Origin of the sequence: Bartonella sp. DGB1, from assembly GCF_041345015.1 — a bacterium.
Taxonomy (GTDB): domain Bacteria; phylum Pseudomonadota; class Alphaproteobacteria; order Rhizobiales; family Rhizobiaceae; genus DGB1.
Map to the genome: position 1 here is coordinate 727045 of NZ_CP166769.1, position 24629 is coordinate 751673.

The following is a 24629-nucleotide window of genomic DNA, read 5'->3' on the forward strand; positions in this document are numbered from 1 at the left end:
CTCACAAATTTAGCTAATTCATTGCAAGATATCATATTTTTTCATATTTTTATAGTAGTTAATTAGCTTTTCAAAAACTTATAAAGGATTATCGGCAATAGCTAACATGCTATATATTTTTTTACTGGACACTATCAAATATTTTCTAAGTTTTTAAAAGAATTATTTACATTATTTTAACATAAATTTACCTTATTCTAACATAAAGAGAATATTTGTTGGTATTTTAGGTTTATCAGCAAGGGAGAGCTGGTTACTTTTATCCATAGATATCTCGCAAATTTAGCTAATTCATTGCAAGATATCATATTTTTATAATAGTTAATTAGCTTTTAAAAACTTATAAATGGTTACAAGCAATGGCTAACATACTATATACTTTTCCGCTATCAGAGATTAAATATTTTTCTAATCTTTCGAAAGAACTACCTTTACTTTTTATATTGTCTAGTAAACTTTCAAATTCTTGTAAATATTGTTTAACAGTTTTCGCAAATTTATGATTATTATTATAAGAATGTCTGATTTTTTTCAATAAATCCTGTGCGTCTAAAGAATAAATTTTATCGCTGAAAACATCTTTATTACCGCTATAATAATAACGCCATAATCTTGAAAGAGATTTAGAATCAGATAGGCTAATAATTTTACTAGATAGATCAACTAAAGAGATATTCTCGGAGAGGGACTCATTAGTAGGGGAGTTATGTTTATTTAGGTTACTTTCTTCTACTTGTGATGCACGAGCTAATAAATTAGAAACCCAGCCACTGCTTTTGTTAGATGGTTGATCTTTCATAAAATTATTTTTATTGCTAGTGAAATTTTCTTTTAGATCATTTAAAAACATAGGAGTTTTAAATTCCGTAGTTGGTTTTCTGTCTACCATAGGAGCACTAAAAACTACTTTATTATCTTTGTTCGTTTGACTGCCACTTAAAGTGGTGCGTGTGCTGGTAGAAGGAGCAATAAATAATTGTTCATTTTGGTTATCAATTTTAGTATCTTCAATTGAGTTTTTATTATAAAAATTGCTAGATAAATTAGCTAAATGATCTAAAGATTGTTTCTGTTGCTGGATGGCTTTATGCAACATTTTATCATTCTCATGTTTCACATCAGGGGATATGTTGTTAGAGAATTTTTGTGATTGATATTGACGTATTTGTGCTCCAGCCTCGTAAAATTCAGACAGCGCTTTTTTTATTTCTGTCGCTATCATGCCACGCATACGATCGGATAAATGTAAAATAGAATTTTCTTTTTGTAATAATGTTCTTGATAGTAAATCAAATGAAGATAGCGCTTTTTCTATCATCTCAGTTTGAGAAACTAAATTATTAGATAGCATAGCTAAAGATTTTTCTCTTTCTTCTAAGTTGGTATTTAAATTATTATGTTTTAATTCAAAATTATTTAATGATTGTTCAAAGAAGCGAGATTGCTTATTAAATCCTTGAGTGAATAAAGCCATTCTTTCTAAAGCAGCTTCTGCAGATATACCTAGTTTTGAAAATTCTTCGTTAAGATAATTAACGCCCTTATTGAATATACTGCAGGCCTCCTGAGTATGATCTACCAGAGATTGTGTAGTATCTTTAATTGAGCTTTCTACTATAGTAATATTATTTAACACATTATCAAGTTTTTGATTTAACTCTTGTGTAGAAGTGGATAGAGAATCTATAACAGCAGAACTATCATTTGTTATATTTTGATTCATCTCATTTACAACATTGATAGTTTCTTGTGCTCTACGTTTGAAAGCTGCCATAAGGGCATCATTCTCATTATTGATGTGTTTAATCATATGCTCATTTATAGAGCTAGCTATATCATTATTTAAGTTATTAACTAAATTAGCTAAAGGGCGACCTGTGTCTTTTATTGTTTGGGTTATCTCTTGTGAGCGATGTAACAATAATTCATTGATAGAAGATAAATCCTGTTCTAATCTAACGCTTGTTTTATTTGATAAGGCTTCAATATTTTGTTCTAATTCACCATAAGCTGTTTGAACTTGGGAAAGTTGTTGAGTTAGGCTATTGTGTCCTTTACTAAATATAGTATTAATATGTTGCTCTAAATTATCTCCTGCTTGAGAAAAGTTTTCTTGAGCAAAATTTAGATTGGAAACTAGATTTTGATTCAAGCGTTCTACTTTTGATGAGCTTTCAGTTATATTATTAACCATTCTTTCAGATATACCAGTGAAATTATTTTCAATATCAACTAATTCACCGCGTAACTTGTGACCAATTTCTTGAAAATTATCTAATATGTTATTTGTTTGTTGCTTCATATCGTTAGTTAACTGGTATGATATTGCATTTACGTTAGAATTTAACTTATTTAAATTTTCATCTAAATTTCTTGTAACTTTATTATCTATATTTTCTAAAATATCTGCAGTTTTTTCTGCTCCACTAATTAAATTCTGTACTGTGTCAGACATATTTTTTTCTATTGTTTCTGACATTATACTAGAAATATCATGCAGATCATTTTTTATAGTAGAGAATTTATCTTCTAAAGTAGAATGGGCCAGTTCTAGTTGATCATTAAGATTTTTTACTTGTTCTTGAACGGAATTATTGAAAGTTTCTTTATTGCGATCAAAAGTACTTGCAATTGCTGCTTGTCCTTGATCTATTAAAGCTTCTTGTAATTCATAAGTAGATTGTAAGATATCAGAATTTTTTTCTACTAACTCTATTTGTGAGCTAAATACATTATGTAATTTATCGCTAGTAGTTTCCAATGATGATGATAGTTTCTCTAAACGATCTTCAATAACATTAGCTAATTTGTCACTTTCTTTTAGCCAATTATCACGTAAATGATGGGTTTTATCTTCAAGTGAAACAATATATTCAGATAGTTTATTTTTTATCTCATCATCACTACCTTGGAGAGCTTGCTCTAGTACTGCGGTCTGACGAGAGAGCATGTTATTAAAAGTTTCTTCACCAAGACTTATGATTTCTTTTATATCAGACATGCGATCTTGTAAATTATTACTTTCAACTTGTAGTTGATCTTGTAATTTTTGGTAATTTCTTCCAAATAAATCACCAACGCTATGTTCTATTAAATTAGAGAATTTCTCTTGACCAGCATTGAGAGCCGTATTGAAACGTTCATTTATATTTTCAAAATTATCTATTAATTGAGTGTCATAAGAATTTATTTGTGAATAGATATCGCCGATATGTTCTTGCATATTGCTGGTTTTAGATTCTAATTTAGAAATAAGTTGATCTGTTTGTTGTTCTATACCAGAATATATTGCATCAGCTTTAGTGCTGAGTTTATTAATATTTTCTTCACCCAATTCAGAAAATTGCTGAACAAACTCACTTGTTTTATCGGTAAATTTTTGTAAATTATCAAAGGTTACTTTTGTTATATGATGTTCTATTTGTTCTGAGACTTGATTTCCTGACTCAGATAGTTTACTTGAAAAATCAAATAACTTTTGATTTACTTGTTGAAGCATGGTATCCATAGCTAGGCGTAGGTCTTGCGCCATATTGTTTCTGGATTCTGTTATTGCTTCTTGTATATTGTAGTAAATTTTTTTCAAATCTTTTGATAAATATTCTCCATTTTGATCTAAATCATTTTGCAGATTTTTTTGGACTCGTTCAATAGATGAATGAACTCTTTGCGCTTGATTGATTACTAATCGTCTTTCTTGTACCAGATCATTTAATAATGAACGCATACGAGCTTCATTACCTAAGATTTCACGACGAATATTTTTATTAAGATTAGAAATACATTCACTAGCAACTAACTCCGGTTGATTTAACCTTTGCGCGGTTGTATCCATCACTTGAGCAATTTTTTCCATTTGTTTAGCTTGTCTGGAGATTCTAGCAATACCTTGGAATAAAAATGCAGGAATAAAGATACTTAGTGTAGTGATTAAGCCTGTAGAACTGGATAAAAAAGTAAAAAAGTTATTCATTGAGGAAAAAGCCTCAGGAAAAGCACGATAGCTTAATATAGTTCCTCCAAGGATCCAGAACCCAGATGCTATATTTGTACGCCAGTTATATGACCTATCTTTTGCATAATTATTATCAACATCAACTAACATTTTAGTATCATTCGCTGGTACAAATTCAGGCAAAAATGATTTATGATCAGATGGAAGTTCATCTTCTACGAAATTAGTGGATTTTTCAGTAATGTTGTTATCACAAGTAAAATCAAGTGTTCTTAGCTCATTAACAGAATTATCAGTTTTTTTAGAAGAAGATAAATTTTCGTGTAATTGTGCTGAGAGCATTTTTTCTAAATCTTCTTTACCAATAAAATCCATTTTTTTTGCTTGACTAACTTTGGTCATAAATATTGCCTTTATAAATTTGTGTTAACTTTTTATTAGTAAAAAAATGTTAACATAACGAACGTGATTGGCTATGTATAAACCATTACTCCCCATAATATTCTATTTTACAATTATTTTCTTAGGAAAAAAAGCCCTTTTATTGTATAAATAAACAGAATTTTTTAATTAAAAATTAGTAATTAGGAAATAATGTAGGATATTATGATAAGAATAGCTTTTATTAATGCTAATACGCAAGAAAAAACAATAATAAATTCTCCTAAAGGGTTGTCTTTAATGGAAATTGCTGTTGCGAATGATATTAAAGGCATTGATGCTATTTGTGGCGGAGCTGCAGCTTGTGCTACTTGTCATGTGCATATAAAAGAAAAATGGCAACATTTATTACCTAAACCAGAGCCAGAAGAAGAATTAATGTTAGCATTTGTAGATGCTAATATTCCTTATTCTAGGTTAGCATGTCAAATAATTGTTAATGAAAATTTAAATGGGATAGAGGTTATTATACCTTAAAGATGTATGTCTTATTCAATTGATAAAAAAAAATTTATTTGTAAATTAGCTCATTCTCGTGAATTGGTGATAACTGAAGATCCGATAATAATGGCTATTTTAAATTTAACGCCTGATTCTTTTTCTGATGGAGGAAAATACCAAACAAATGAAGAGGCATTACATCAGGCGTTGTTATTTGAGCAACAAGGGGCAGGGATAGTTGATATTGGTGGTGAGTCGACACGTCCGGGCGCTATTCCAATAGATTATAATGAAGAAATACGTCGTATTTTACCTGTGATTAAAATTTTAAGTAAAAAAACTAACGTAATTATCTCTGTAGATACTTACAATGCCCAAACTGCAAGATTTGCAATTGATGCCGGGGCTCATATTATTAATAGTGTAAAAGGGTTAACATTAGAATTAGCAGAAGTAGTGAAAGAAAAAAATGCAGCTATTATTGTGATGCACAACAGTTGGCATGAGCAAGATGATGATATAGATGTAATGCAGAGAGTTAATAGATTTTTTAATAAATCTTTAGAGATCGCTCAAAAATATCATATTGCTAAAGATAAGATAATATTAGATCCAGGATTTGGTTTTGGTAAGAATGAAGCAGAGAATTTTAGTTTAATGAAAAATTTTACTGAATTTAAACAGTGGGGCTATCCTTTATTGATAGGAGTATCTAGAAAAAGATTTTTAGGTGCTTTATGTAAAAGTCAGGATTTTGCTTCTCGAGATAATCTTACCGCAATGGCATCAGGCTTATTGTATTTGCAAGGAGCTAATATAGTTAGAGTGCATAATGTTTTAATTACAATGGAATCTTTATTATTAGCGAAAGCTTTTAAAGATGGTAATATTTATTAATATGGAAAAATTAAATAATAAATTTAATTTCGTGTGGTTAAGTCTAGGGGGGAATATAGGGAATGTTAAACAAAATTTTGACAAAGCTTTAGCGTTAATTAAAGATAATAAAAATATTAAATTACTAAAAATATCTTCTTTATATAAAACAAAAGCATGGGGAAAAATTAATCAGCCTGATTTTTTAAATATTTGTGTAAAAATCAGCACTAATTTATTGCCTGAAAATTTATTAAATATTTTATTGGATATAGAACAGCAAATAGGAAGAATTCGAGTAGAAAAATGGGGTGAGCGTTGTATAGATATTGATATAGTATGTTGGGAAAATGATCTGAGTTGGAATAGCCCTAATTTAACATTGCCACATCCTCACATAACTGAGAGAATATTCGTTTTAGCTCCATTAATGGAAATATCTCCTGAATTAGTAGTTAAAGGTAAAAATATAAAATTTTGGTATAATTTTTGTCTAGGGCAAAAATTTACTAAGTTATAAGTTAATATTTTACTTTAACTATTTATAATATTTTAATTTAGCATACACAGCTAAGTGATTGTTTTTTTTGTTTTTTCTCTTGAATATCATGCGTTGCTAAGCAATATATATATAGATATATTTTGGTAAAGGTATTTTATAATGATTAATTATTTTGAGCAAAAACATAAAATTTGTTGGTCCTCTATTTTTGTTGGTGTAATATCTGCTATTATTTTAACTTTGATTATATCTATGTTTCTTTATTTGCTTGGTTGGGAAATAGGGGGTATTATGGAATCTAATTCAAATAATAGACCTGCTTTTTTTATAACTTGGACTATGATTTTAGTAATTATTATTGCTATGGCCGTAGGAGGTTGGATTTCAGGTCATTTCGCTAATTATAGTGGAGCGTTACATGGATTTTTAACTTGGGCTATTTTGTCAATAATTGCTATATTGTCGATTTATTATTTTTTTAATAGAGTGTCAAATAATGGAAATAATTCACCTTATTTTATGATGCAAAGTAGTTTAACTGAGAATAAAGAAAAATCAGATATACCTCAACTTATTGATGGTAAATTTAATGATATTATCAATGAGTTATATAAAGATATTAATAAACTTTTAGGTAATATTAATTTACATTTTTTACAACCAGATAAATTAGAGAGTTTGGTTAATCAGACTCAACAAACTATTAACCAAGCTTGGAGTGATATTTATATTTATCCTGCACAAAAGAAAAAAATCATTGATTATCTGATTAATAACTTGCAGCAATCTAAACTCACTTTAAATAATCTTCAATCTTTTGATCAGGAAAAAGTTATTGATATTTTAGTTAAAAATGGTTTTAATTCTGATAAAGCAAAAGATGCAGTTACAAAAGCGGCGGACGCTTATAAAACAGTGTTACAATTTTTAGAAGAAAAAATAGAAGATACTACCAAAACTATTAAAAATAATGGGGAAAAAGCAACTTTTTCTCCAAAATATAATTATTCACTTAATAGTTGGGGTATAGGAGAAGATAATTCTGATTCTTATGATATGAATGACGCTTCTTCATTATGGCGATTTATTATCGGTTTAATAATTGGTGGTTTATTGTCTATTTTATTTGGCTTTTTAGGAGCTCAGTTTAATTGTCGGTATTGTTGTTATCTCAATGATACGAAAAGAATGAGATCTATAAATAAAGATAAGAATAAATAAAGGATATTTAAAAGGATATTTAAAAGGATATTTAAGATGTATTTAGTTTTTATGTCGATTTTCTTTACAGTGGTTTCTACTATGTTTTGGCCACCTAAAGTAAGTTATGTGTTATGGTGGCTCTCATTATTAACCGTTGTAGTGGTTTATTGTTTTCATGCAACCTCGTCTTTGAATTTGAATTTTTAGGATAATATTATGGTAAGAGAAAAAAAAGATTCCCATAAAATTGATATACAATTTTTATTTAATATATTAGGTTTGGCAAGCGTAGTATTTATATTAATTGTTGCTTTTTATTTGCAGTTCGTACGAGGAGAGCTTCCTTGTCCATTGTGTTTATTGCAAAGAGCTGGTTTCGCTTTAATAGGCGTCGGGCTGTTAATGAATATACGTTATGGCATAAGTTTATCTCATTATGCAATGAGCATTTTAGGTGCCTTAGCGGCCGCTGGTACTGCTTTACGACAAATAGCACTGCATGTTAATGATGATGGCTTTGGTCAGGTCTTTATTAACAATTGGCATTATTATACTTGGAGTTTTGTTCTAGCAGTTATTGCAATGATAGCTATATGTTTAGTTATGATGTTACCTTGTTTTGAGGATAGAAGACATATTTCTAAAAGAATGTTAAGAGTAGGGGCCGTAGTTGCATCTATATTCTTTCTAGTAGTATTATTAAATTTTGTTTTCACTATATTTCAGTGTAAATTAGGTCTTTGTCCTCCTGACAGTAAACATTATGAATTATTTAGTTCAGTTGGTAAGAATTTTTTAGTAAAAATTCTAGCTTAATTAATTTCAAGCCTTATTTAATATAAAATTAATAAGGCTTGAAAAAAAGATTTTTCAAAGTTATTATAGTTCCATAATATTAATGAACGCAATAAGGATTAATAAAAATGATAGTACGTTCAAATGTTTTACAAGAGGAATTTCTAACATCATTGCAACAAAATAAAATCTCTTTAACTATTTTTTTAGTTAATGGAGTAAAATTGACAGGGCTTATCTCTGCCTTTGATACTCATTGTGTTATGTTAACTCGTGATAAACATAAACAATTAGTTTATAAGCATGCTATATCTACTATTATGCCAGATTCTAATTTTAATCTGGACCTTGAAGCTAAAGTAACTTAAAGGGTAATATAATTTGTCTAATGAATTGCCTACCGTAGCTATGGTATTGGTTCCAGTACCAAAAGATAATCAGATTGCTTCCTCATCCAGAATAATAAGATCTAGTGAGGCTTTATTAGAAGAAGCTTTAGGCTTGGCTAGGGCAATTGATTTAAATGTAGTTTTTAGTCAAGTTTTTTCTGTTTCGCAAATAAAATCAGCTACTTTATTTGGAATAGGTAAAATTGACGAAATTGAACAAAAAATATTAGAGTTAGATGTTGATCTTGTTATAGTAGATTTTTCTCTTACGCCGATACAGCAGCGTAATTTAGAAAAAGCTTGGAAATGTAAAGTTATTGATAGGACTGGGCTTATTCTTGAAATATTTGGTCGTAGGGCTAATACTAAAGAGTCTACTCTACAGGTAGAATTGGCGCATCTTAATTATCAAAAAAGTCGATTAGTACGTAGCTGGACACATTTAGAGCGTCAAAGAGGTGGGGCTGGCTTTTTAGGTGGTCCTGGCGAAACACAGATAGAGACAGATAGAAGACTAATACAAAAGCGTATAATAAAATTAAAAAAAGAATTACAGCAAGTTGTTAAACATCGAGAACTACATAGAAAATATAGAAAAAAATCGAATTATCCAATTATCTCTTTAGTTGGTTATACTAATGCTGGTAAATCTACTTTATTCAATTTATTGTCTAATTCTAAGGTAATAGCTAAAGATATGTTATTTGCAACTTTGTCTCCTGCTTTACGAGAAATTCAGTTGCCTCACGGAACTAAAGCTATATTATCAGATACCGTTGGTTTTATCTCTAACTTACCTCCACAATTAATAATTGCTTTTAGAGCAACATTAGAGGAGGTAGTAGAGGCGGACATTATTTTGCATGTACGTGATATTTCAGACCCTGATAATGCACTGCAGGCAAAAGATGTATATTCCATCTTAGAAGAATTAAAACCTAAGTCACTAAAAAATCATAATCTTATCGAGGTATGGAATAAGAGTGATTTATTATCTTCCTCTGAAGAGGAGTCATGTAAAAATTTATCTAATAGTTCTAATTTAGAATATCCAACTTTTTTAATTTCAGCAGAAACTGGTAATGGAATAGATAAGTTATTAAATTATCTTGAAAATGAAATATCAGGGGAATTAGAAACATATAAAATTACTTTAGATGTTAATAATGGAAAGATTTTTGCTTTTATTCACACCTATGCTAGTAAAATAAAAGAAGAAATTAGCGATAAGTCAAAAAATAATATCACTGTAATTTTTACAATGCATAAAGAAAAATACGAGCTATTGTCTAAAATGTTAAATGATAAAGAAAAGAATAAGGATAACAAAAATCTGTATTTAAACAGTGGCTGACTATATAAAAATTTGCTAGATGACTGATATAATATATTTACTAAAATTAACGTCTATAAAGATAGTTTTAAAAAAAACAAATTTTTAATTAAAATATAGATAATAAAGCCAACAATATCGCAACAATAAAAAATTTGTCATATTACCGCAATTTTAATATATAAACGTATTTAAAAAGCTTCTAAATCTTTCCTTTTCAATTAGTGTCTATTTTATAGTGGCCTCTTAATTAAGAGCTGATGAAATTAATGGTAAAACCTATACAAAAGATAATATTTTGGTAATTCTAAAGAGTATCTAAGGTTTTAACTCCTCTATAAATAGTATTTTACATGTTGTATTTACTATTTGTCAGTATTGTCAGATTAGGTAGCTATGATATTCGTTTATAGCTTTTGGTTATTTATTTTTTTCTTTTCCAAAACTTTTGGTAAGGAAACAATTTATAATATCAAGGGGCGTTTATGTATCTGGAAATACTAAAGATTGCTATATTGAAAATTAGATATAGCAATCATGGCTTGTCAAATAATCCACAAAGTGTTGCAAAAAATAGAATATCATCTTGCAGCACTTTGCTGTCATATTAAAAGTTAAGCAGCTAAATTATTAGCTCATACATGCGTAATAAGCTTCTAGTTGTCCTAATATAAGATATATCTCGCATCTTGGTCTTTTATCCCAAGCATCACCTACATCAGTGTATAATTGGATAGCCTGAACCCCAGGTGTTATTAGTGTGAATAAGGAGAAGGCTAGAATTAAACATTTTAATTTTTTCATAATAAGCTCCATAATTTTTCTTATGTTAATGATATATCAAATAATTAGTGCTGACAATATGTAATATTTTGTTACATATTGTCAGCATGATTTATCTTTGGATATTATCACATTTATATCATTAAGCATCTTGTGTCTGCGGGTTCGTGAAAACTTAAATATTGTAAATTCAGCAAGCATCTATAAATTTTGTTTGGTATTTATGAAGCATTATTTCAATAAATTTTAGTAGAATTAACTAATTACGTCATGTTTAAGAATATCAAATTTATTTTTTGCATAATTTTATATTTAATATATGTTATAAACTTAGATGTGAGAAAGCGTATAAGCTAACAATATTTATTAATCTTAATCGTAATAATTAAATTACTTAATTTATTATTTATTGGATATCGCTCTGCTTTATTAATTGATAATATTTGATATTTTATGTTATATAGTGGAAGTTTATTAATTTTAGAAAGTTTATTATGAAACAATTACCGCCATGCCCAGAATGTAATTCTGCATATGTATATGAAAATAATTTATTATTAATTTGCCCAGAATGTGCATACGAATGGGTAGAAAAAGTTGAAGAAAAGGAAGTTAATTTTATAAAAGATGCGAATGGTAACATCTTAAATGACGGTGATAATGTTATAGTAATAAAAGATCTTAAAATTAAAGGGTCTTCATCTGTAGTTAAAGTTGGGACTAAAGTTAAAAATATACGTTTGGTAGATTCTGATCATGATATAGATTGTAAAATTCCTGGTATTGGACAAATGGGCCTAAAATCAGAATTTGTAAAAAAAATAATAGAATAATATATTTATCACCTTCTGTTATTTAACTAAACTGACCTTTGTTAAATTATTTAAATTTAGGTATAGATCTTATCTTGGTTCTTATTGTTACGAGAATAGTTAAGATGCTTATTTAATATGGTGAATATGTTGATTGTATTACCTTTCTTATATTTATTATTTGGTTTTATTCTAGGTAAATTAAAGTTAGATATAAAAAATCAAGCATCAGTTTTATTAACGAATGTAATAATACCTTTTGTGATTATATATAACATTTCTACTAATTTTTATAATATGAGTGTTATAATTATAATTGCTGTTATTATAACATTGGTTATGTTTGCTATTTCTAGAATTTTTACTAATGATCCAATAAAGAACATAACTTTTTGTTATTATAATTTAGGTTGGTTGGGGGTGCCTCTAAGTCATGCATTTTTTGGTGAAACAGCTGCGTTAATCGCTTTGGCCGCTTATATTGGTAATTCTATTATTGGAATTAGTTTAACTTCGCTTATTTTTTCTACTAACTCTTTGAATTGGAAGAAAATTTTATTTATGCCCTCAATTATAGCTATTGCAATAGGCATCATTTTTATACCTATCAATAGCATTATAGAGCATTATTTATTATCTTTTTATAATTTATCAGCATTTTTAATGAGCCTTATGGGTATGGGTATATTAGGAATGTGGTTATCACAGTCTAAAATTACTTTAAATCAATTAAAAGATGAGTTTTTCTATGCGTTATTACACATATTTTGTTTATTCGTTATAATTTCAATAATGGTTTATGTTATATATAATATCGCATATCCGCAGATTAGTAATTATATTTATGCACTATATTTCTTAGCTTTACTTCCTCCTGCAGCTAATATTGTTGTCTTAGAAACATATTATTTAAAAACAGGAAAGTCTGCTACTTCAATAGCTTGTGGAACCATAAACAGCCTAATGTTTATTTTTATATATATGGTAGTAATAAACTCTGTCTTTTTTAAATATTTTGTTTAACTTTGTTGAATAATTCCAAATATCAGATAAATAACCTATATCCCTCACTAACAAATCTATAACGCGTTGAATCTATAGACCCTAGTACCTTTAGAGTTAATATGATGTATGAGTAATACTTTTTAATACGTAATTCTTGTAAAGTTAGTTTTGCTGAGTCTTAATTAAAGTATTTTGCGCAGTGATTTATTTATCTTGTTTTATTAAATTAGAATTTTTTCTGATCTATTTTGAAAATTAATATAAGAGTTAAAACATTATAAATACTATCACCATATTAGGGTAAATGGAGCAGGGTATCTCTGTGTCACTGGAGAAGCACCCGCGAAATTCAATAAATAGAACTGCGAGGACTAATAAAAGCATTAGCATTAATTCCTGCAGCTTTTAAACACTGCTTTTGTTCTCTAGATAAAAAGTTGTAAGCATTTTGTTTATGTCACGCCAATATAGCATATTGTCTTGATATTTTTTATTAGCTAAATGATGGTTAATGCTCTAATTAGTTAAAGTAAATTGTTAAAGCAAAGATCTGTCAGTAGATATTAAACTACTAGGAATAGATATTTTTATAGCCTTTCGTTAGTAAATTTTTTAAAGGCTTGACTTAACTCCTATTAATTATATGAGTTAAGTCAAAATATTTCATAAAATTAGGGGTAAACAAATATATAAAATAACAGCTATTTTTCATTAGCACACAAAATTATCCAGAATCTCGAACGCTGCAATATAAAATCTAGATTTTTTTAACCGTGGATATAATTAAAGGGGTGCAGAGCTTAGTTTCAATTGAATTGTCTTTTAAAGATTAAGCAGATATAAAATTAATTCCAATTACATATTATTTTTCCGTACTCATTATGTGTTAACAATTGTTTCGCTAGATGATCACTAATATAATTAATATCTTGCTCAGTAATATATATAGGTTGCCAACCGATACAATAATCATTGTCGGCTACTGACATACAAGAAGGTAAAGTAAAAATTAGAAATAAACAAATAATAGATAAAAGTTTATGCATGATAATATTTCATTATAAAAAACGTTAATTATGGGGATCGCTGTCCAGGAAATTTAAGATAAGCAAGTTTTAAATTAAACGTCAAATATTTAGTTTAATTATATAATATGTATAGGCATTACATCATTATAATAATAAAGAGATTAATTAATCTATATCAAGTTATTTAAATTATTAAAAACAGATTAGAAAGTAAAATATTAGATTATTTCAAACGAATGATGTGAGGAATTATCTTATAACATATATAATAATATATCGATTAATTACCAAATTATATTAAATTTAATAAAAATGTCAATATTTTGATCTTTTTATTAAATTATTCCAAGAAATTTACCATATTTAAAATAAATATAATATTTTTAAAGAAAGCGGTAATTTTCATGGATTGGCTGTATATAGCAATTATTTTATTTAAATTGTTAATTTATTAATCAATAAAAATTCATTAGAGAAAACAATAATTTAACTATAAGCAAAAAATCTAAAAAGGATAATTTTATAATTAAAGCTTAGAAAATTTAACTCATTGCTTGTAAGATCAGTTAAGTTTTCCAAAAAATTTTTTATAGAAATTAAGTTTAAAATTAGAATTAAGTTTAGAGATAGAATTCTTATTTAATAATCCTAAGAGTCAAATAATCAGCTTAGCTTAAGTAAGGCGCACCATCTAGCTATAAATTCTCTTTTTATTAAAAAAGTTCCATAATATATATTATGCAACAATTTTAATAGAAAGGTGTGGTTTTTCTATTAAAAATATCCTATTCATAAATTAATCCTAGAAAATTTTTTATATATTATATACTATATTATATATTCGTGAATCTTTTGTGTGAAATGCTAAAAATCCATTGAGGCGGTATTAATGAGGTTATCATTTTGGGATTTTTTAATTATAGCTATATTAATTCTTATTTTAGCGCATTAAAGGTTTATTATGAAAAAAGGTTTTATTTAGGAAATTATTGTATTTTTCCTTTGTTTAATTGTATATACAGAATTATATAAAGTTGATTTTTATACTTATTTTTATAGTGTTAAATATAAAATAATTTTAAATGATTATATAACTTTAACTCCACCTAGAGAAAAATAGTTATTCTAATATATTTATGGAGTAAGTCTGTAAGATATAAGTATGCACCAATGAGTAACTATTGCTTTGCAAATAGAATTAAAATTATGGATCAAATGTTTTGGTTATAGTGTCAGATTGGTTATGCTCTGGTTGCTACTCTTGCACTTATAAAAGATATTTATTTAGCTCTCATAACAGGCTCTTAGTAATGCTTTTATTACCTGGTAGCTATATAGTTTATAAGAGGATTTTTAAAATTAATTGTTATTTAACTTGTCGAGGTCATATAGCGATGAAATTTAGAGAAATTTTAAACAGGTTTTATATGTTAGGCTTGTTAGAAAATTACAAAATTTTTTACTAGGCGTTTTTGTATTTATCTTTTTCTTTATTATCTCTATTTTTGTTCATATTTTTAACATTCAATAAATTGGATTTAATATTTTTAAAGATTTTGTAAAGATAGTAGTTAGCTATGTAATAAGTTAGCAAGACTATATATTTTGTGGTAGTAATTCATTAGCCTACCACTAAATTAATCTATGCATAATTCTAAGGTAAGACCGTCATGCGCTAATTTTACGTTTCCTGGTAACTTATTGTTAATTTTATTATAATCTAGATTATTTGACATAGCGGTAAGAATAGCGTTATGCGGATTAAAATATTTTATCCAATTTAAAGCATCATCTAATGATAAATGACTAATGTGTGGTTCTATTTGTAATGCTTCAATAATTAATAAGTTTAAATTTTTGAATTTATCTTTAGTTATAGATGCAAAGTCGTTTAAATCAATAGAATAGCCAATATTGTTAAATTTAAAGCCAAAGGAATATATTGAGCCATGTAGTTGTAATACAGGATCAAATATTAGATCCCCCCCTGCACCACTAATAATAATTTGATCTTTTGCTGTAATTTCTATTGCAGTTAATAATGATGGATAAAAATGTTCATCTTGTGAATGAAAGCAATAACGAAAAGATCTTTTTAGAGAAGCTATCGTTGCTTTATGACCATATACATATAATTTTTCGTTTACTTTTCTTTTATTTAACGCAAAAACACGTAGGTCATCAATTCCATGAATATGATCTGCATGCATGTGAGTATATAATACGGCATCCAATGATTTTACTTGTGCTGTAATTAATTGTGAACGTAAATCAGGTCCAGTATCAATAACTACATTAGTTTGTTCACCAGATTTATTTATCCGTTGGACTAATAAACTACAACGTGTGCGGCGATTAAACTTGTTGTTTGGATCACATTCGCCCCAAACACCATTAGGACGTGGTACCCCCATCGAAGATCCACAACCTAAAATTGTAATTTTTAATTTATCTTTTATCATTAATCACCTAAATTAGCGTAATTTGGGAAAAATTGTATAATTATTATTAGTAGTAATATTGCAGAACTCTAAATAGGTTAACCCAAAAATATTAGCAAGTGTCATCGCTGTTTCAGTTACAAAAGCCGGTTCATTTCTTTTACCTCTGTATGGTACAGGAGCTAAGTAAGGCGCATCCGTTTCAACTAATATTCTATTAATCGGTATTTCTTTAGCTATATCTCTGACAGCTTGAGCATTTTTAAAGGTTATTATTCCAGAAAAAGAAAAATATCCACCTAAAGATAAAGCGGCTTCCGCTAGTTTCTCACCTGAAGAAAAAGAATGTAATACAAAATTAAAAGCTTCTTTTTTATAAGAATCTTGTAAAATATCAATCATATCTTCATCACAATTGCGTGAATGAATTATTAAGGGAAGATTTAATTTACGCGATAAATTAATATATCTGTTAAAAACAATCTTTTGTTCCTCAATATAAGAAAGATCATGATAATAATCCAATCCCACTTCGCCTAACGCCACAACTTTAGGATGCTGAGCTAATTTTATTATTTCTTCCTCTTCTATGTCTATTTCTTCCTGCGCTGAACAAGGATGCGTTCCTACAGAGCAATATAATTGCGGATATTTATCAATGAGGTTAAATATTTGCTTAATTTTTTTAACTTTACAGCAAATATTAATCATTTTACTTATTTTCTTATCCTTTGCACGTTTTATCACCTCTTCGATATCTTCATTAAATTGTGCAAAATCTAGATGACAATGACTATCAATCAGCATTATTATCTACCTTCTCATTTATGAAACGTGGAAATATAGCTTTTGGTTCAGGTAATATTGTACCTGGTTTTAAGGGTATATCTATATATTTAAAATTCCGTTCTTCTGGCTCTATAGCTAAAAGATCTAATAATTTGTTGGCTGATTCAGGTATGAAAGCAATAAGTAATATTGCTATTCTTCTTAATAATTCTAATGTAATATATAAAATATTTTCAAATTTCTGATAATTAGTTTTCTTTAATTCCCAAGGTTTTTGATTAGCAAAATATTTATTTGTGGTGGAAATAATATTAAATATCTCTGATAAGGCATTATTAGGTTGGTTATCTTGCATAGCTTTAACTATCAGTTTGTAACTATTTTGCGCATGAGATAACAGCTGTTTTTCCTCTTCATCTAAATTTTTATTTGAGGGTATGCGTGAATTACAATTTTTAGCAATCATAGATAATGATCGTTGAGCTAAATTTCCTAAATCATTGGCTAAATCAGAATTAATGCGATTAACCATAGCTTCATGATTGTAATTTCCATCTTGACCTAACGAAATTTCTCGTAGTAAAAAATAACGAAATTGATCCAAGCCGTAAAGTTTAACTAATTCAAATGGATCTATTATATTACCTAAAGATTTTGACATTTTTTTATCTTTATTTAATAAGAAACCATGAGCAAAGATATTTTTAGGAGCAGCTAAACCGGCCGATAATAAAAACGCTGGCCAATATATAGCGTGGAAACGTAAAATATCTTTTCCAATCATATGAGTTGTGGCAGGCCAAAATTTCCATAATTCGCTTTGTTTATTTGGGTAATCCAGATTACTTATATAGTTAGTTAATGCATCTACCCACACGTACATAACATGTTTATTATCATTTGGAACTGGTATGCCCCACTCAAACGATGTGCGTGAAATTGAAAAATCTTTTAGACCGCTTTTTACAAATGTTATAACTTCATTCATCCTCTCTGGAGGTGAAACAAACGAAGGATTAGCTTCATAAAAGTCTAGCAATGGTTGCTGATATTTAGATAGTCTAAAAAAATAGCTTTCTTCTTCATTCCATTCAACTATAGAGCCGAGCGGCTCTCTTCTTATTCCATGCTCATCTATAGTTGTTTCTTTTTCATCAAAATAGGCTTCCTGAGTAACAGAATACCACCCTTTATAACCAGAAAGATAAATATCATCATTATCCAGCATTGTTTGCCATAAATGTTGGCAAGATTTTTTATGATTATGGTTAGTTGTCCTAACAAAAATATCATAACTAACATTCAATATATTCATCATATCTGAGAATACTTTAGAATTTTTGTCGGCTAATTCTTGGGGTGATATCCCCTCTTTTTCTGCTGTTCGTTGCATTTTTAAACCGTGATCATCTGTTCCGGTTGTAAATAAAACTTTATAGCCTAACAAACGATGGAAACGTGCTAATACATCAGATACAATAACATTATAAGCATGACCTATATGAGGTCTACCATTTGGATAAAAAATAGGGGTAGTAATATAATAATGTTCTGACATAATAGATCCTACATAGGTTAGTAATTTTTTATATTATAAAAGCAGTTATGTATTTCTTCAATAGTTAATAAAATTGTTTGTTTTTTATCTAAATTATAAATATTAGTATTAAGAATATTTTGTTGCAATTTAAACCAAAGTTTACTAATTAAATCTGCTTGAGTAAGGTTATTAATTTGTATATATTTTTTTGCTCTAATGTTTAAAATATATTTTAGATAATTTATGGCTAAATTGTATTTTAATAAATTATTTTCTTCAAATAATTTATTAATTAATAGCATTATTTTATTAAAATTTAATTTAGATGAGGAAAATATATCGTCAATAGTTTCCAAAATTTTAAGATTGTCATCATTAGAAAATATTATTATATCTCTAACACTACCATTCGCTATAGATAAAAGTTTTTGCTGTATATTGGTAGGATAATCAAAAAAAGTTTGTAATTGTAATTGTTGTAATATTAGATAAATGTCGTTGTTAGTTAGAGGTAAAAATCTAAAAGTATGGCATCGTGAGCGAGTAGTGTCTAAAGCTCCTGCCCTTTCATGACATATTAGAATAAATAAAGTTTTTTCAGGAGGTTCTTCTAAAATTTTTAATAATGCATTTTCAGCTGCATAATTAAGATCATTGATACTATCAATTATTATTATACGCCAGTTATTATTTGAAGATGTTTTATATAAAAATTTTTTTATATTGCGAATATCTTGAATTAAAATAGCTTGCTGAAAATTTTCTTGTTTAATATTATATTGCCTAGTCACATATAACAAGTTTGGGTAAATATTTGCATATATTTGTTTATATAAATTACTATTAAAATCTATATTTTGCCAATTTTCTTGCAAGTTATTGTTTAATAGATTCCAAGAGAATTCAAGAGCAAGTTTCATTTTACCGATACCTTTGATACCTTCAAATAAAAATGCTGCACTAAATTGTTCTTTATTGAGATATTTTAATAAGCAATTTTTTATTTTTTCATGTCCAATAACATGTGGCCCTTCGAAAGGACTCGGAATATTACAAATATTATCAAATAATTTTATGTTTGTGGCAGTGACCATTTATGTTTTTTTAACCAAAGATTACAAATTGCTTTAATTGTTTCAAGTATTTTATCAGTTTCTTCTGTAGCGTCAATAACATAAATCCTTTTATTATATTTTTCTGCTAAATTGAGATATTTCTCTCTTCTATTTTCATGGATTTCTAAAGATTGATTTTCAAATTGATCTTTAGAACCATAACGATTTTTTCGCCGTTCATAGGCTAATTCAGCTGGTATATCTAATAAAAATGTAATATCTGGTACAATGCCATCAGTAGTAATGTCGTTAATATTTTCTATAAAAGTTTCGCTTATATTATCATCTGACTGATATACTAAAGTAGAATCTGTAAATCTATCACAGATTACTATCTCTCCATCTGATAATCTTGGCTTGATAAGTTCCTCTATGTGATCTATTCTTGCGGCTGAAAATAATAATATTTCTGCCATTTTTCCATAATTGTGAGTTTTTTCTTGTAATATAAAATCTCTTATTGCTTCTGCACCAATAGTTCCACCTGGTTCTCTGGTTAATGTACAAGGGTAATTATTTTCATTGAAATATTCAAATAATAATTTAGCTATAGTGCTTTTTCCAACGCCATCACCACCTTCTAGACTAATAAAAAAACCAGCCATAATATCTCCTTAAGACTTATTATCTTTTAATTTAGCTACAAAAGTTATTTTTCTAATGTTATTAGGGCTAATTTTAGTATTTTCTGTAAGATTTTTTGCTAGCATAGGACTAATAGTTGGTTTAGGAACTGAATAAGCAAGTTGATGGCTTTCAGTATTATAAGAACGCGGACTTTGTCTCGGTATAACAATATCCTTTTGATTATTGTTTACAGATTTATTAGATGCTAACATAGTGTGACTATAAGGTAATTTAGCTTTAGAGTTATAAGACGCAACTAACGCAGGTTTATCATCTCCTTCTAGAGGAGCCTTTCCTAAATATTCTATTTTTACTTTTGCTATACCTTTATCAATAAATCCTAACATTTTTGCAGCTTCTTTAGATAGATCAATAATTCTACCAGAAGTATATGGTCCTCTATCATTAACTCTTACAGTGATATGTGAACCATTTTCTAAATTTGTAACTTTTACATAACTAGGCAAGGGCATAGTAGGATGAGCTGCAGTTAAATGTTTTTTGTCATAAATTTCGCCATTCGCTGTTAATCTTCCGTGAAATGCGTCACCATACCAAGAAGCTAAACCAACTTGTTGTTTTGCTGGTTTTGCTTGTGGATGATACCATCTATCTTTTATTTTGTAAGATTTTCCTACATGTTCACGTCCACCTCCACGGGGTATGGATATTTTATCAGATATCACACGTGGAGAAGCTGCTACACCATATTTGGATTCAGGAAAATACTCCTTAGCATCACTAACCTTAGAGTTGAAGTCTGTAATACCGCATGAGCTTAAACTAACTGATAAAGTTATTATTGATGTAATATAGAATAATTTATCTCGCATAAAAAAACCTGTTATTTATAATAATAAAATTATTTTAATATAACAATAAAATATGAATTTTTTATTATTTTTCTAGAGTAATTTAATAAATTAATAGATTCCAACTGCTAATTGTGCTTCCTCGGACAATCTATCAGGGGTCCAAGGTGGATCAAAAGTAAGTATAACTTCTACAAATGATACACCTTCTACTGCGCTAACAGCATTTTCTACCCAAATTGGCATTTCTCCTGCAACAGGGCAACCAGGCGCAGTAAGAGTCATTTCAATTTTAACACTACGATCATCTTCAATATCTATTTTATATATGAGACCTAACTCATATATGTCAGCAGGAATTTCAGGATCATATACGGTTTTTATGGCTGCTATTATTTCCGTAGTTAAACGTTCTAATTCAGTCGCAGGAATTAAACTATTATTAGATATAGGTGTATCTGACATTAAAAAAAACCTTTTATTTTATTTAAAGAGTTAACAAAATGATCTATGTCATTATGATTAGTATATAATCCAAAAGAAGCTCTACAGACTGAGGATATATTAAAAAATGACAATAATGGTTGTGCACAATGATTACCCGCTCGAATAGCAACGCCATATTTATCTAAAAACATGGCAAGATCTTGTGCGTGGATATTATTGATATTAAAAGCAATAATAGAGCCTTTATTGGTTGCTCTACCTAAAAAATTAATATTTTCTAATTGTGATAATTTATTATAAGCATAATTAGTAATTTCTGTTTCATGTTTCATAATAGCGTCATAGCTAAGTTCTGACAGATAATCAATTGCTGTAGCTAAAGCTATAGCCTCTACAAAAGGAGGAGTTCCAGCTTCAAACTTATGTGGAAGTTTATTATAAGTTACATGCGTTTGTGATACGATATCTACCATATCACCACCGCCCAAAAAGGGGCGCATTTGTTTTAGTTTATCTTCTTTGGCATATAATACTCCAATCCCCGTAGGACCATATAATTTATGCCCTGTAAAAACATACCAATCACAATTAATTTCAGTTACATCAACTGACATATGTACTACTGCTTGGCTGCCATCAACTAAAGTAGCAATATTTTTAGATTTAGCATAAGCACAAATATCTTTCACAGGAGTGATAGTACCTAAAACATTAGACATATGTGTGAAAGCTATTAATTTGGTTTTATTAGTAACTAATTTTTTAATATCATCTAAGAGTAAATTACCATTTTCGTCAACATTTGCAAAAATTAATTTAACCCCTAATTTTTCTCTTAAAAAATGCCATGGAATAATGTTAGCATGATGCTCCATAACGGTAAGAATAATTTCATCATCTCTAGTTAAATTATCAAAACCCCAGCTATAAGATACTAAATTAATAGCCTCAGTAGCATTTTTAGTAAAAATTATTTCATGATCCCGTTGAGCATTTAGAAATTTTTGCACTTTAGTACGTGCTTCCTCATATAAAAGGGTAGCTTCATTAGATAAAAAATGTAATCCACGATGGATATTAGCATAATGATTTTTATAAATATCTTCTATCTTTTGTAAAACTATTTTAGGCTTTTGTGCAGATGCTCCAGAATCCAAATATACTAAGGGAACATCATTCACTCTACGAGATAAAATAGGAAAGTCTTGACGAATTTTATTGATATCATACATAGATCACATATATTCCTTAAAGGTTATTTAATAACCATTTATCAGTATAATTAAGCAAAATTTCTATTTGCTCTTCTTGTTTAAGGTCTTCTAATAATTCTGCTATAAAAGCTTTTACAATTAAACTTCTAGCGATATCTTTTTCTATACCACGTGCCATTAAATAAAATAAATGATTTTTATTAATTTCACTAACAGTTGCGCCGTGACCACAGGCTACATCTTCAGCAAAAATCTCTAACTCAGGTTTAGCATTAAATTCAACTGTATCAGAAAGCAATAAGCTATTACAATTCATTTTTGCATCAGTTTTTTGTGCTTCTTTAGCAACTTTTATCACACCTTGGAAAATTCCTTTTGCCTTTTGTGATAAGATATTATGAATAATTTCTTTAGAAATAGTATTTTCTGCTTTGTGTTTTACTTCCATGGTCAAATCGTTATGACTATCTCCAGATAATAAATTAATTGCCCGTAATTGAAAATTAGCATTTGAATCATTTAAATTAACTAAAATTTCTTGTCGAATAAAATTATTATTTTTTATGTTAAAGTAAAATAAAGTTAATTTACTATTTTTACCTAAATTAGCTTCAAATCTCGACAATTGTTGTTGATTTGTTGTATCATGGAAAATAAACCAAACAACGTCTGAGTTTTCACCAATATCTAATCTAGTAGTACTAGTAGCAAATGTATCTTTTGTTTTTTCTGTATCTTGGTATTTTTCTACAAAAAATACTTTAGCATTTTTCTCTATATTAATTTCATGTGTACAGTGTAATTGTGTATCATCACTAACATTATATCCTAATTCAATAGGAGTTTTTACGTGAGAATTTTCTTTAACAGAAATAATCCAACCATTATTACTAAAAGCTGTGTTTAAATTGGTGCTTATATCATCTTTTGCAGGTGCGAAACTAGAAGAAAATAAATTACCATCCTTAAGATATTCTTTAACATTCACGACATCAATATCGTTAATAGCCTTTTCAGAAATTAATAAAGAATTCGGGAATAATAGACTATTTTCAGCATTGTTTTTATATTCTAAACAATTAGATTTTATAGCTTTTTCTGTCAATAGCTTACGTAGATCGCTATAATGCCATTTTTCAATCTTTTTGGAGGGTAAGCCAAAAGATTTAAATTGCTGAAAGGCATTTTTTCTTTGTTTAGATAAATCATCTGTAGGTGAAATTTTATCTAATATCAAATTAAAATTTTCTTCTAAGGCTAATTCACTAGGAAGATGCAGATCTCCTTTAACATGTGACATAACTATCTCCTAATTTAAACCTTCAATTATATTAGTATAACCATTTTCTTCTAATTCCAGTGCTAACTTATGATCGCCGCTTTTAATTATTTTGCCTTTATATAATATATGTACAGAATCTGGCTTAATATAATTTAATAAACGTTGATAGTGAGTTATTACTAAAAAAGATCTATTTTCGGAACGTAAAGCATTAACACCATTAGATACAATTCTTAATGCGTCGATATCTAACCCTGAGTCAGTTTCATCTAATAAACAAAGATTAGGTTGTAATAAGGACATTTGTAATATTTCTGCTCTTTTTTTCTCACCGCCAGAAAAGCCTACATTTAATGGTCTTTTTAGCATGTCTATATTCATTTCTAGTTTTGATGCTAATTGTTTAACTCTTTTTAAAAATTCTGGTATAGATAAACTTGGCTCGCCTTTAGCTTTCAATTGACAGTTGAGAGCCGTCTTTAAAAATTCCATTGTGGCTACACCGGGTATTTCCATAGGATATTGAAAAGCTAAGAATATTCCTTTAACTGATCTTTCTGCTGGATCCATTTCTAAAATAGATTCACCATTATATAAAATATCACCCTGAGTAACTTCATAGTCATCTCTACCCGCAATAATATAGGATAAAGTTGATTTACCAGAGCCATTTGGCCCCATAATAGCAGCAACTTCACCATCTTGAATGGTTAAATCTAAACCTTTTATTATTTCTATATCTGTATTTGCAATTTTTGCATGTAAATTTTTTATTTCCAGCATTTTATTAACTTTCATA

General features: G+C 28.2%; 22 protein-coding genes and 1 pseudogene. 10 read left to right on the forward strand and 13 right to left on the reverse strand.

Annotation, left to right across the window (positions count from 1 at the left end):
• Window positions 1-340: 340 nt before the first annotated feature.
• Window positions 341-4357: a hypothetical protein gene (locus AB6T46_RS03680; protein ID WP_370930814.1), complete on the reverse strand. Its 4017-nt coding sequence runs from the start codon at window positions 4355-4357 to the stop codon at window positions 341-343.
• 204 nt (window positions 4358-4561) lie between these two features.
• Here AB6T46_RS03680 and AB6T46_RS03685 point away from each other — a divergent pair, with 204 nt between their 5' ends.
• From AB6T46_RS03685 to hflX, 8 genes are all read left to right on the forward strand, one after another.
• A complete protein-coding gene (locus AB6T46_RS03685; protein ID WP_370930815.1) occupies window positions 4562-4873 on the forward strand; it encodes a 2Fe-2S iron-sulfur cluster-binding protein in 312 nt (103 codons plus the stop codon).
• Window positions 4874-4879: 6 nt separating this feature from the next.
• Entirely contained in the window at window positions 4880-5734 is an 855-nt protein-coding gene (folP, locus tag AB6T46_RS03690) for a dihydropteroate synthase (protein WP_370930816.1), read from the forward strand.
• Window positions 5718-6233, forward strand: coding sequence for a 2-amino-4-hydroxy-6-hydroxymethyldihydropteridine diphosphokinase (folK, locus tag AB6T46_RS03695; RefSeq protein WP_370930817.1), 516 nt, complete (start codon window positions 5718-5720; stop codon window positions 6231-6233). The genes folP and folK overlap by 17 nt, the downstream gene beginning before the upstream one ends.
• A gap of 141 nt (window positions 6234-6374) precedes the next feature.
• Entirely contained in the window at window positions 6375-7436 is a 1062-nt protein-coding gene (locus AB6T46_RS03700; RefSeq protein ID WP_370930818.1) for a TIGR04086 family membrane protein, read from the forward strand.
• 36 nt (window positions 7437-7472) lie between these two features.
• Complete coding sequence (locus AB6T46_RS03705) at window positions 7473-7625, forward strand: DUF5993 family protein (protein ID WP_370930819.1); 153 nt, start codon at window positions 7473-7475, stop codon at window positions 7623-7625.
• 9 nt (window positions 7626-7634) lie between these two features.
• Window positions 7635-8234 carry a disulfide bond formation protein B gene (locus AB6T46_RS03710; RefSeq protein ID WP_370930820.1) on the forward strand — a complete coding sequence of 200 codons (600 nt, stop codon included), beginning with the start codon at window positions 7635-7637 and terminating at the stop codon, window positions 8232-8234.
• A gap of 107 nt (window positions 8235-8341) precedes the next feature.
• Complete coding sequence (gene hfq, locus AB6T46_RS03715; protein ID WP_370930821.1) at window positions 8342-8581, forward strand: RNA chaperone Hfq; 240 nt, start codon at window positions 8342-8344, stop codon at window positions 8579-8581.
• 40 nt (window positions 8582-8621) lie between these two features.
• Window positions 8622-9956 (forward strand): GTPase HflX, encoded by a 1335-nt coding sequence (hflX, locus tag AB6T46_RS03720; protein WP_370932045.1) that lies wholly within the window; start codon window positions 8622-8624, stop codon window positions 9954-9956.
• A gap of 609 nt (window positions 9957-10565) precedes the next feature.
• Here hflX and AB6T46_RS03725 read toward each other — a convergent pair.
• Complete coding sequence (locus tag AB6T46_RS03725) at window positions 10566-10739, reverse strand: hypothetical protein (RefSeq protein WP_370930822.1); 174 nt, start codon at window positions 10737-10739, stop codon at window positions 10566-10568.
• A gap of 473 nt (window positions 10740-11212) precedes the next feature.
• On the opposite strand from AB6T46_RS03725, the gene AB6T46_RS03730 reads away from it, so the two are divergent.
• Both AB6T46_RS03730 and AB6T46_RS03735 read left to right on the forward strand, forming a co-directional pair.
• The gene (locus AB6T46_RS03730) at window positions 11213-11551 is read left to right on the forward strand and encodes a zinc ribbon domain-containing protein YjdM (RefSeq protein ID WP_370930823.1); all 339 of its coding nucleotides are present in this window, start codon (window positions 11213-11215) and stop codon (window positions 11549-11551) included.
• A 126-nt stretch (window positions 11552-11677) separates the two neighbouring features.
• Entirely contained in the window at window positions 11678-12553 is an 876-nt protein-coding gene (locus tag AB6T46_RS03735) for a hypothetical protein (RefSeq protein ID WP_370930824.1), read from the forward strand.
• Window positions 12554-13380: 827 nt separating this feature from the next.
• On the opposite strand, the gene AB6T46_RS03740 is transcribed toward AB6T46_RS03735, so the two are convergent.
• From AB6T46_RS03740 to sufC, 11 genes and pseudogenes are all read right to left on the reverse strand, one after another.
• Window positions 13381-13581: a hypothetical protein gene (locus AB6T46_RS03740; protein ID WP_370930825.1), complete on the reverse strand. Its 201-nt coding sequence runs from the start codon at window positions 13579-13581 to the stop codon at window positions 13381-13383.
• Window positions 13582-15200: 1619 nt separating this feature from the next.
• Window positions 15201-16025 carry an MBL fold metallo-hydrolase gene (locus tag AB6T46_RS03745; protein ID WP_370930826.1) on the reverse strand — a complete coding sequence of 275 codons (825 nt, stop codon included), beginning with the start codon at window positions 16023-16025 and terminating at the stop codon, window positions 15201-15203.
• A gap of 12 nt (window positions 16026-16037) precedes the next feature.
• Window positions 16038-16811: a TatD family hydrolase gene (locus AB6T46_RS03750; protein ID WP_370930827.1), complete on the reverse strand. Its 774-nt coding sequence runs from the start codon at window positions 16809-16811 to the stop codon at window positions 16038-16040.
• Window positions 16801-18351, reverse strand: a complete 1551-nt coding sequence (metG, locus tag AB6T46_RS03755; protein WP_370930828.1) for a methionine--tRNA ligase — start codon at window positions 18349-18351, stop codon at window positions 16801-16803. Before metG ends, AB6T46_RS03750 begins: the two co-directional genes overlap by 11 nt.
• A 17-nt stretch (window positions 18352-18368) precedes the next feature.
• Complete coding sequence (locus tag AB6T46_RS03760) at window positions 18369-19427, reverse strand: hypothetical protein (protein WP_370930829.1); 1059 nt, start codon at window positions 19425-19427, stop codon at window positions 18369-18371.
• Window positions 19406-20053, reverse strand: a complete 648-nt coding sequence (gene tmk / locus AB6T46_RS03765) for a dTMP kinase (protein ID WP_370930830.1) — start codon at window positions 20051-20053, stop codon at window positions 19406-19408. The genes AB6T46_RS03760 and tmk overlap by 22 nt, the downstream gene beginning before the upstream one ends.
• Before the next feature lie 9 nt (window positions 20054-20062).
• Window positions 20063-20908 carry a septal ring lytic transglycosylase RlpA family protein gene (locus AB6T46_RS03770; RefSeq protein ID WP_370930831.1) on the reverse strand — a complete coding sequence of 282 codons (846 nt, stop codon included), beginning with the start codon at window positions 20906-20908 and terminating at the stop codon, window positions 20063-20065.
• 90 nt (window positions 20909-20998) lie between these two features.
• A pseudogene (locus AB6T46_RS03775) lies at window positions 20999-21325 on the reverse strand (SUF system Fe-S cluster assembly protein); the annotation flags it as partial.
• A gap of 26 nt (window positions 21326-21351) precedes the next feature.
• Window positions 21352-22566 (reverse strand): aminotransferase class V-fold PLP-dependent enzyme, encoded by a 1215-nt coding sequence (locus tag AB6T46_RS03780; RefSeq protein WP_370930832.1) that lies wholly within the window; start codon window positions 22564-22566, stop codon window positions 21352-21354.
• Window positions 22567-22582: 16 nt separating this feature from the next.
• The gene (gene sufD, locus AB6T46_RS03785; protein ID WP_370930833.1) at window positions 22583-23848 is read right to left on the reverse strand and encodes a Fe-S cluster assembly protein SufD; all 1266 of its coding nucleotides are present in this window, start codon (window positions 23846-23848) and stop codon (window positions 22583-22585) included.
• Between the two features lie 9 nt (window positions 23849-23857).
• The gene (sufC, locus tag AB6T46_RS03790) at window positions 23858-24613 is read right to left on the reverse strand and encodes a Fe-S cluster assembly ATPase SufC (protein ID WP_370932046.1); all 756 of its coding nucleotides are present in this window, start codon (window positions 24611-24613) and stop codon (window positions 23858-23860) included.
• Between the last annotated feature and the right edge of the window lie 16 nt (window positions 24614-24629).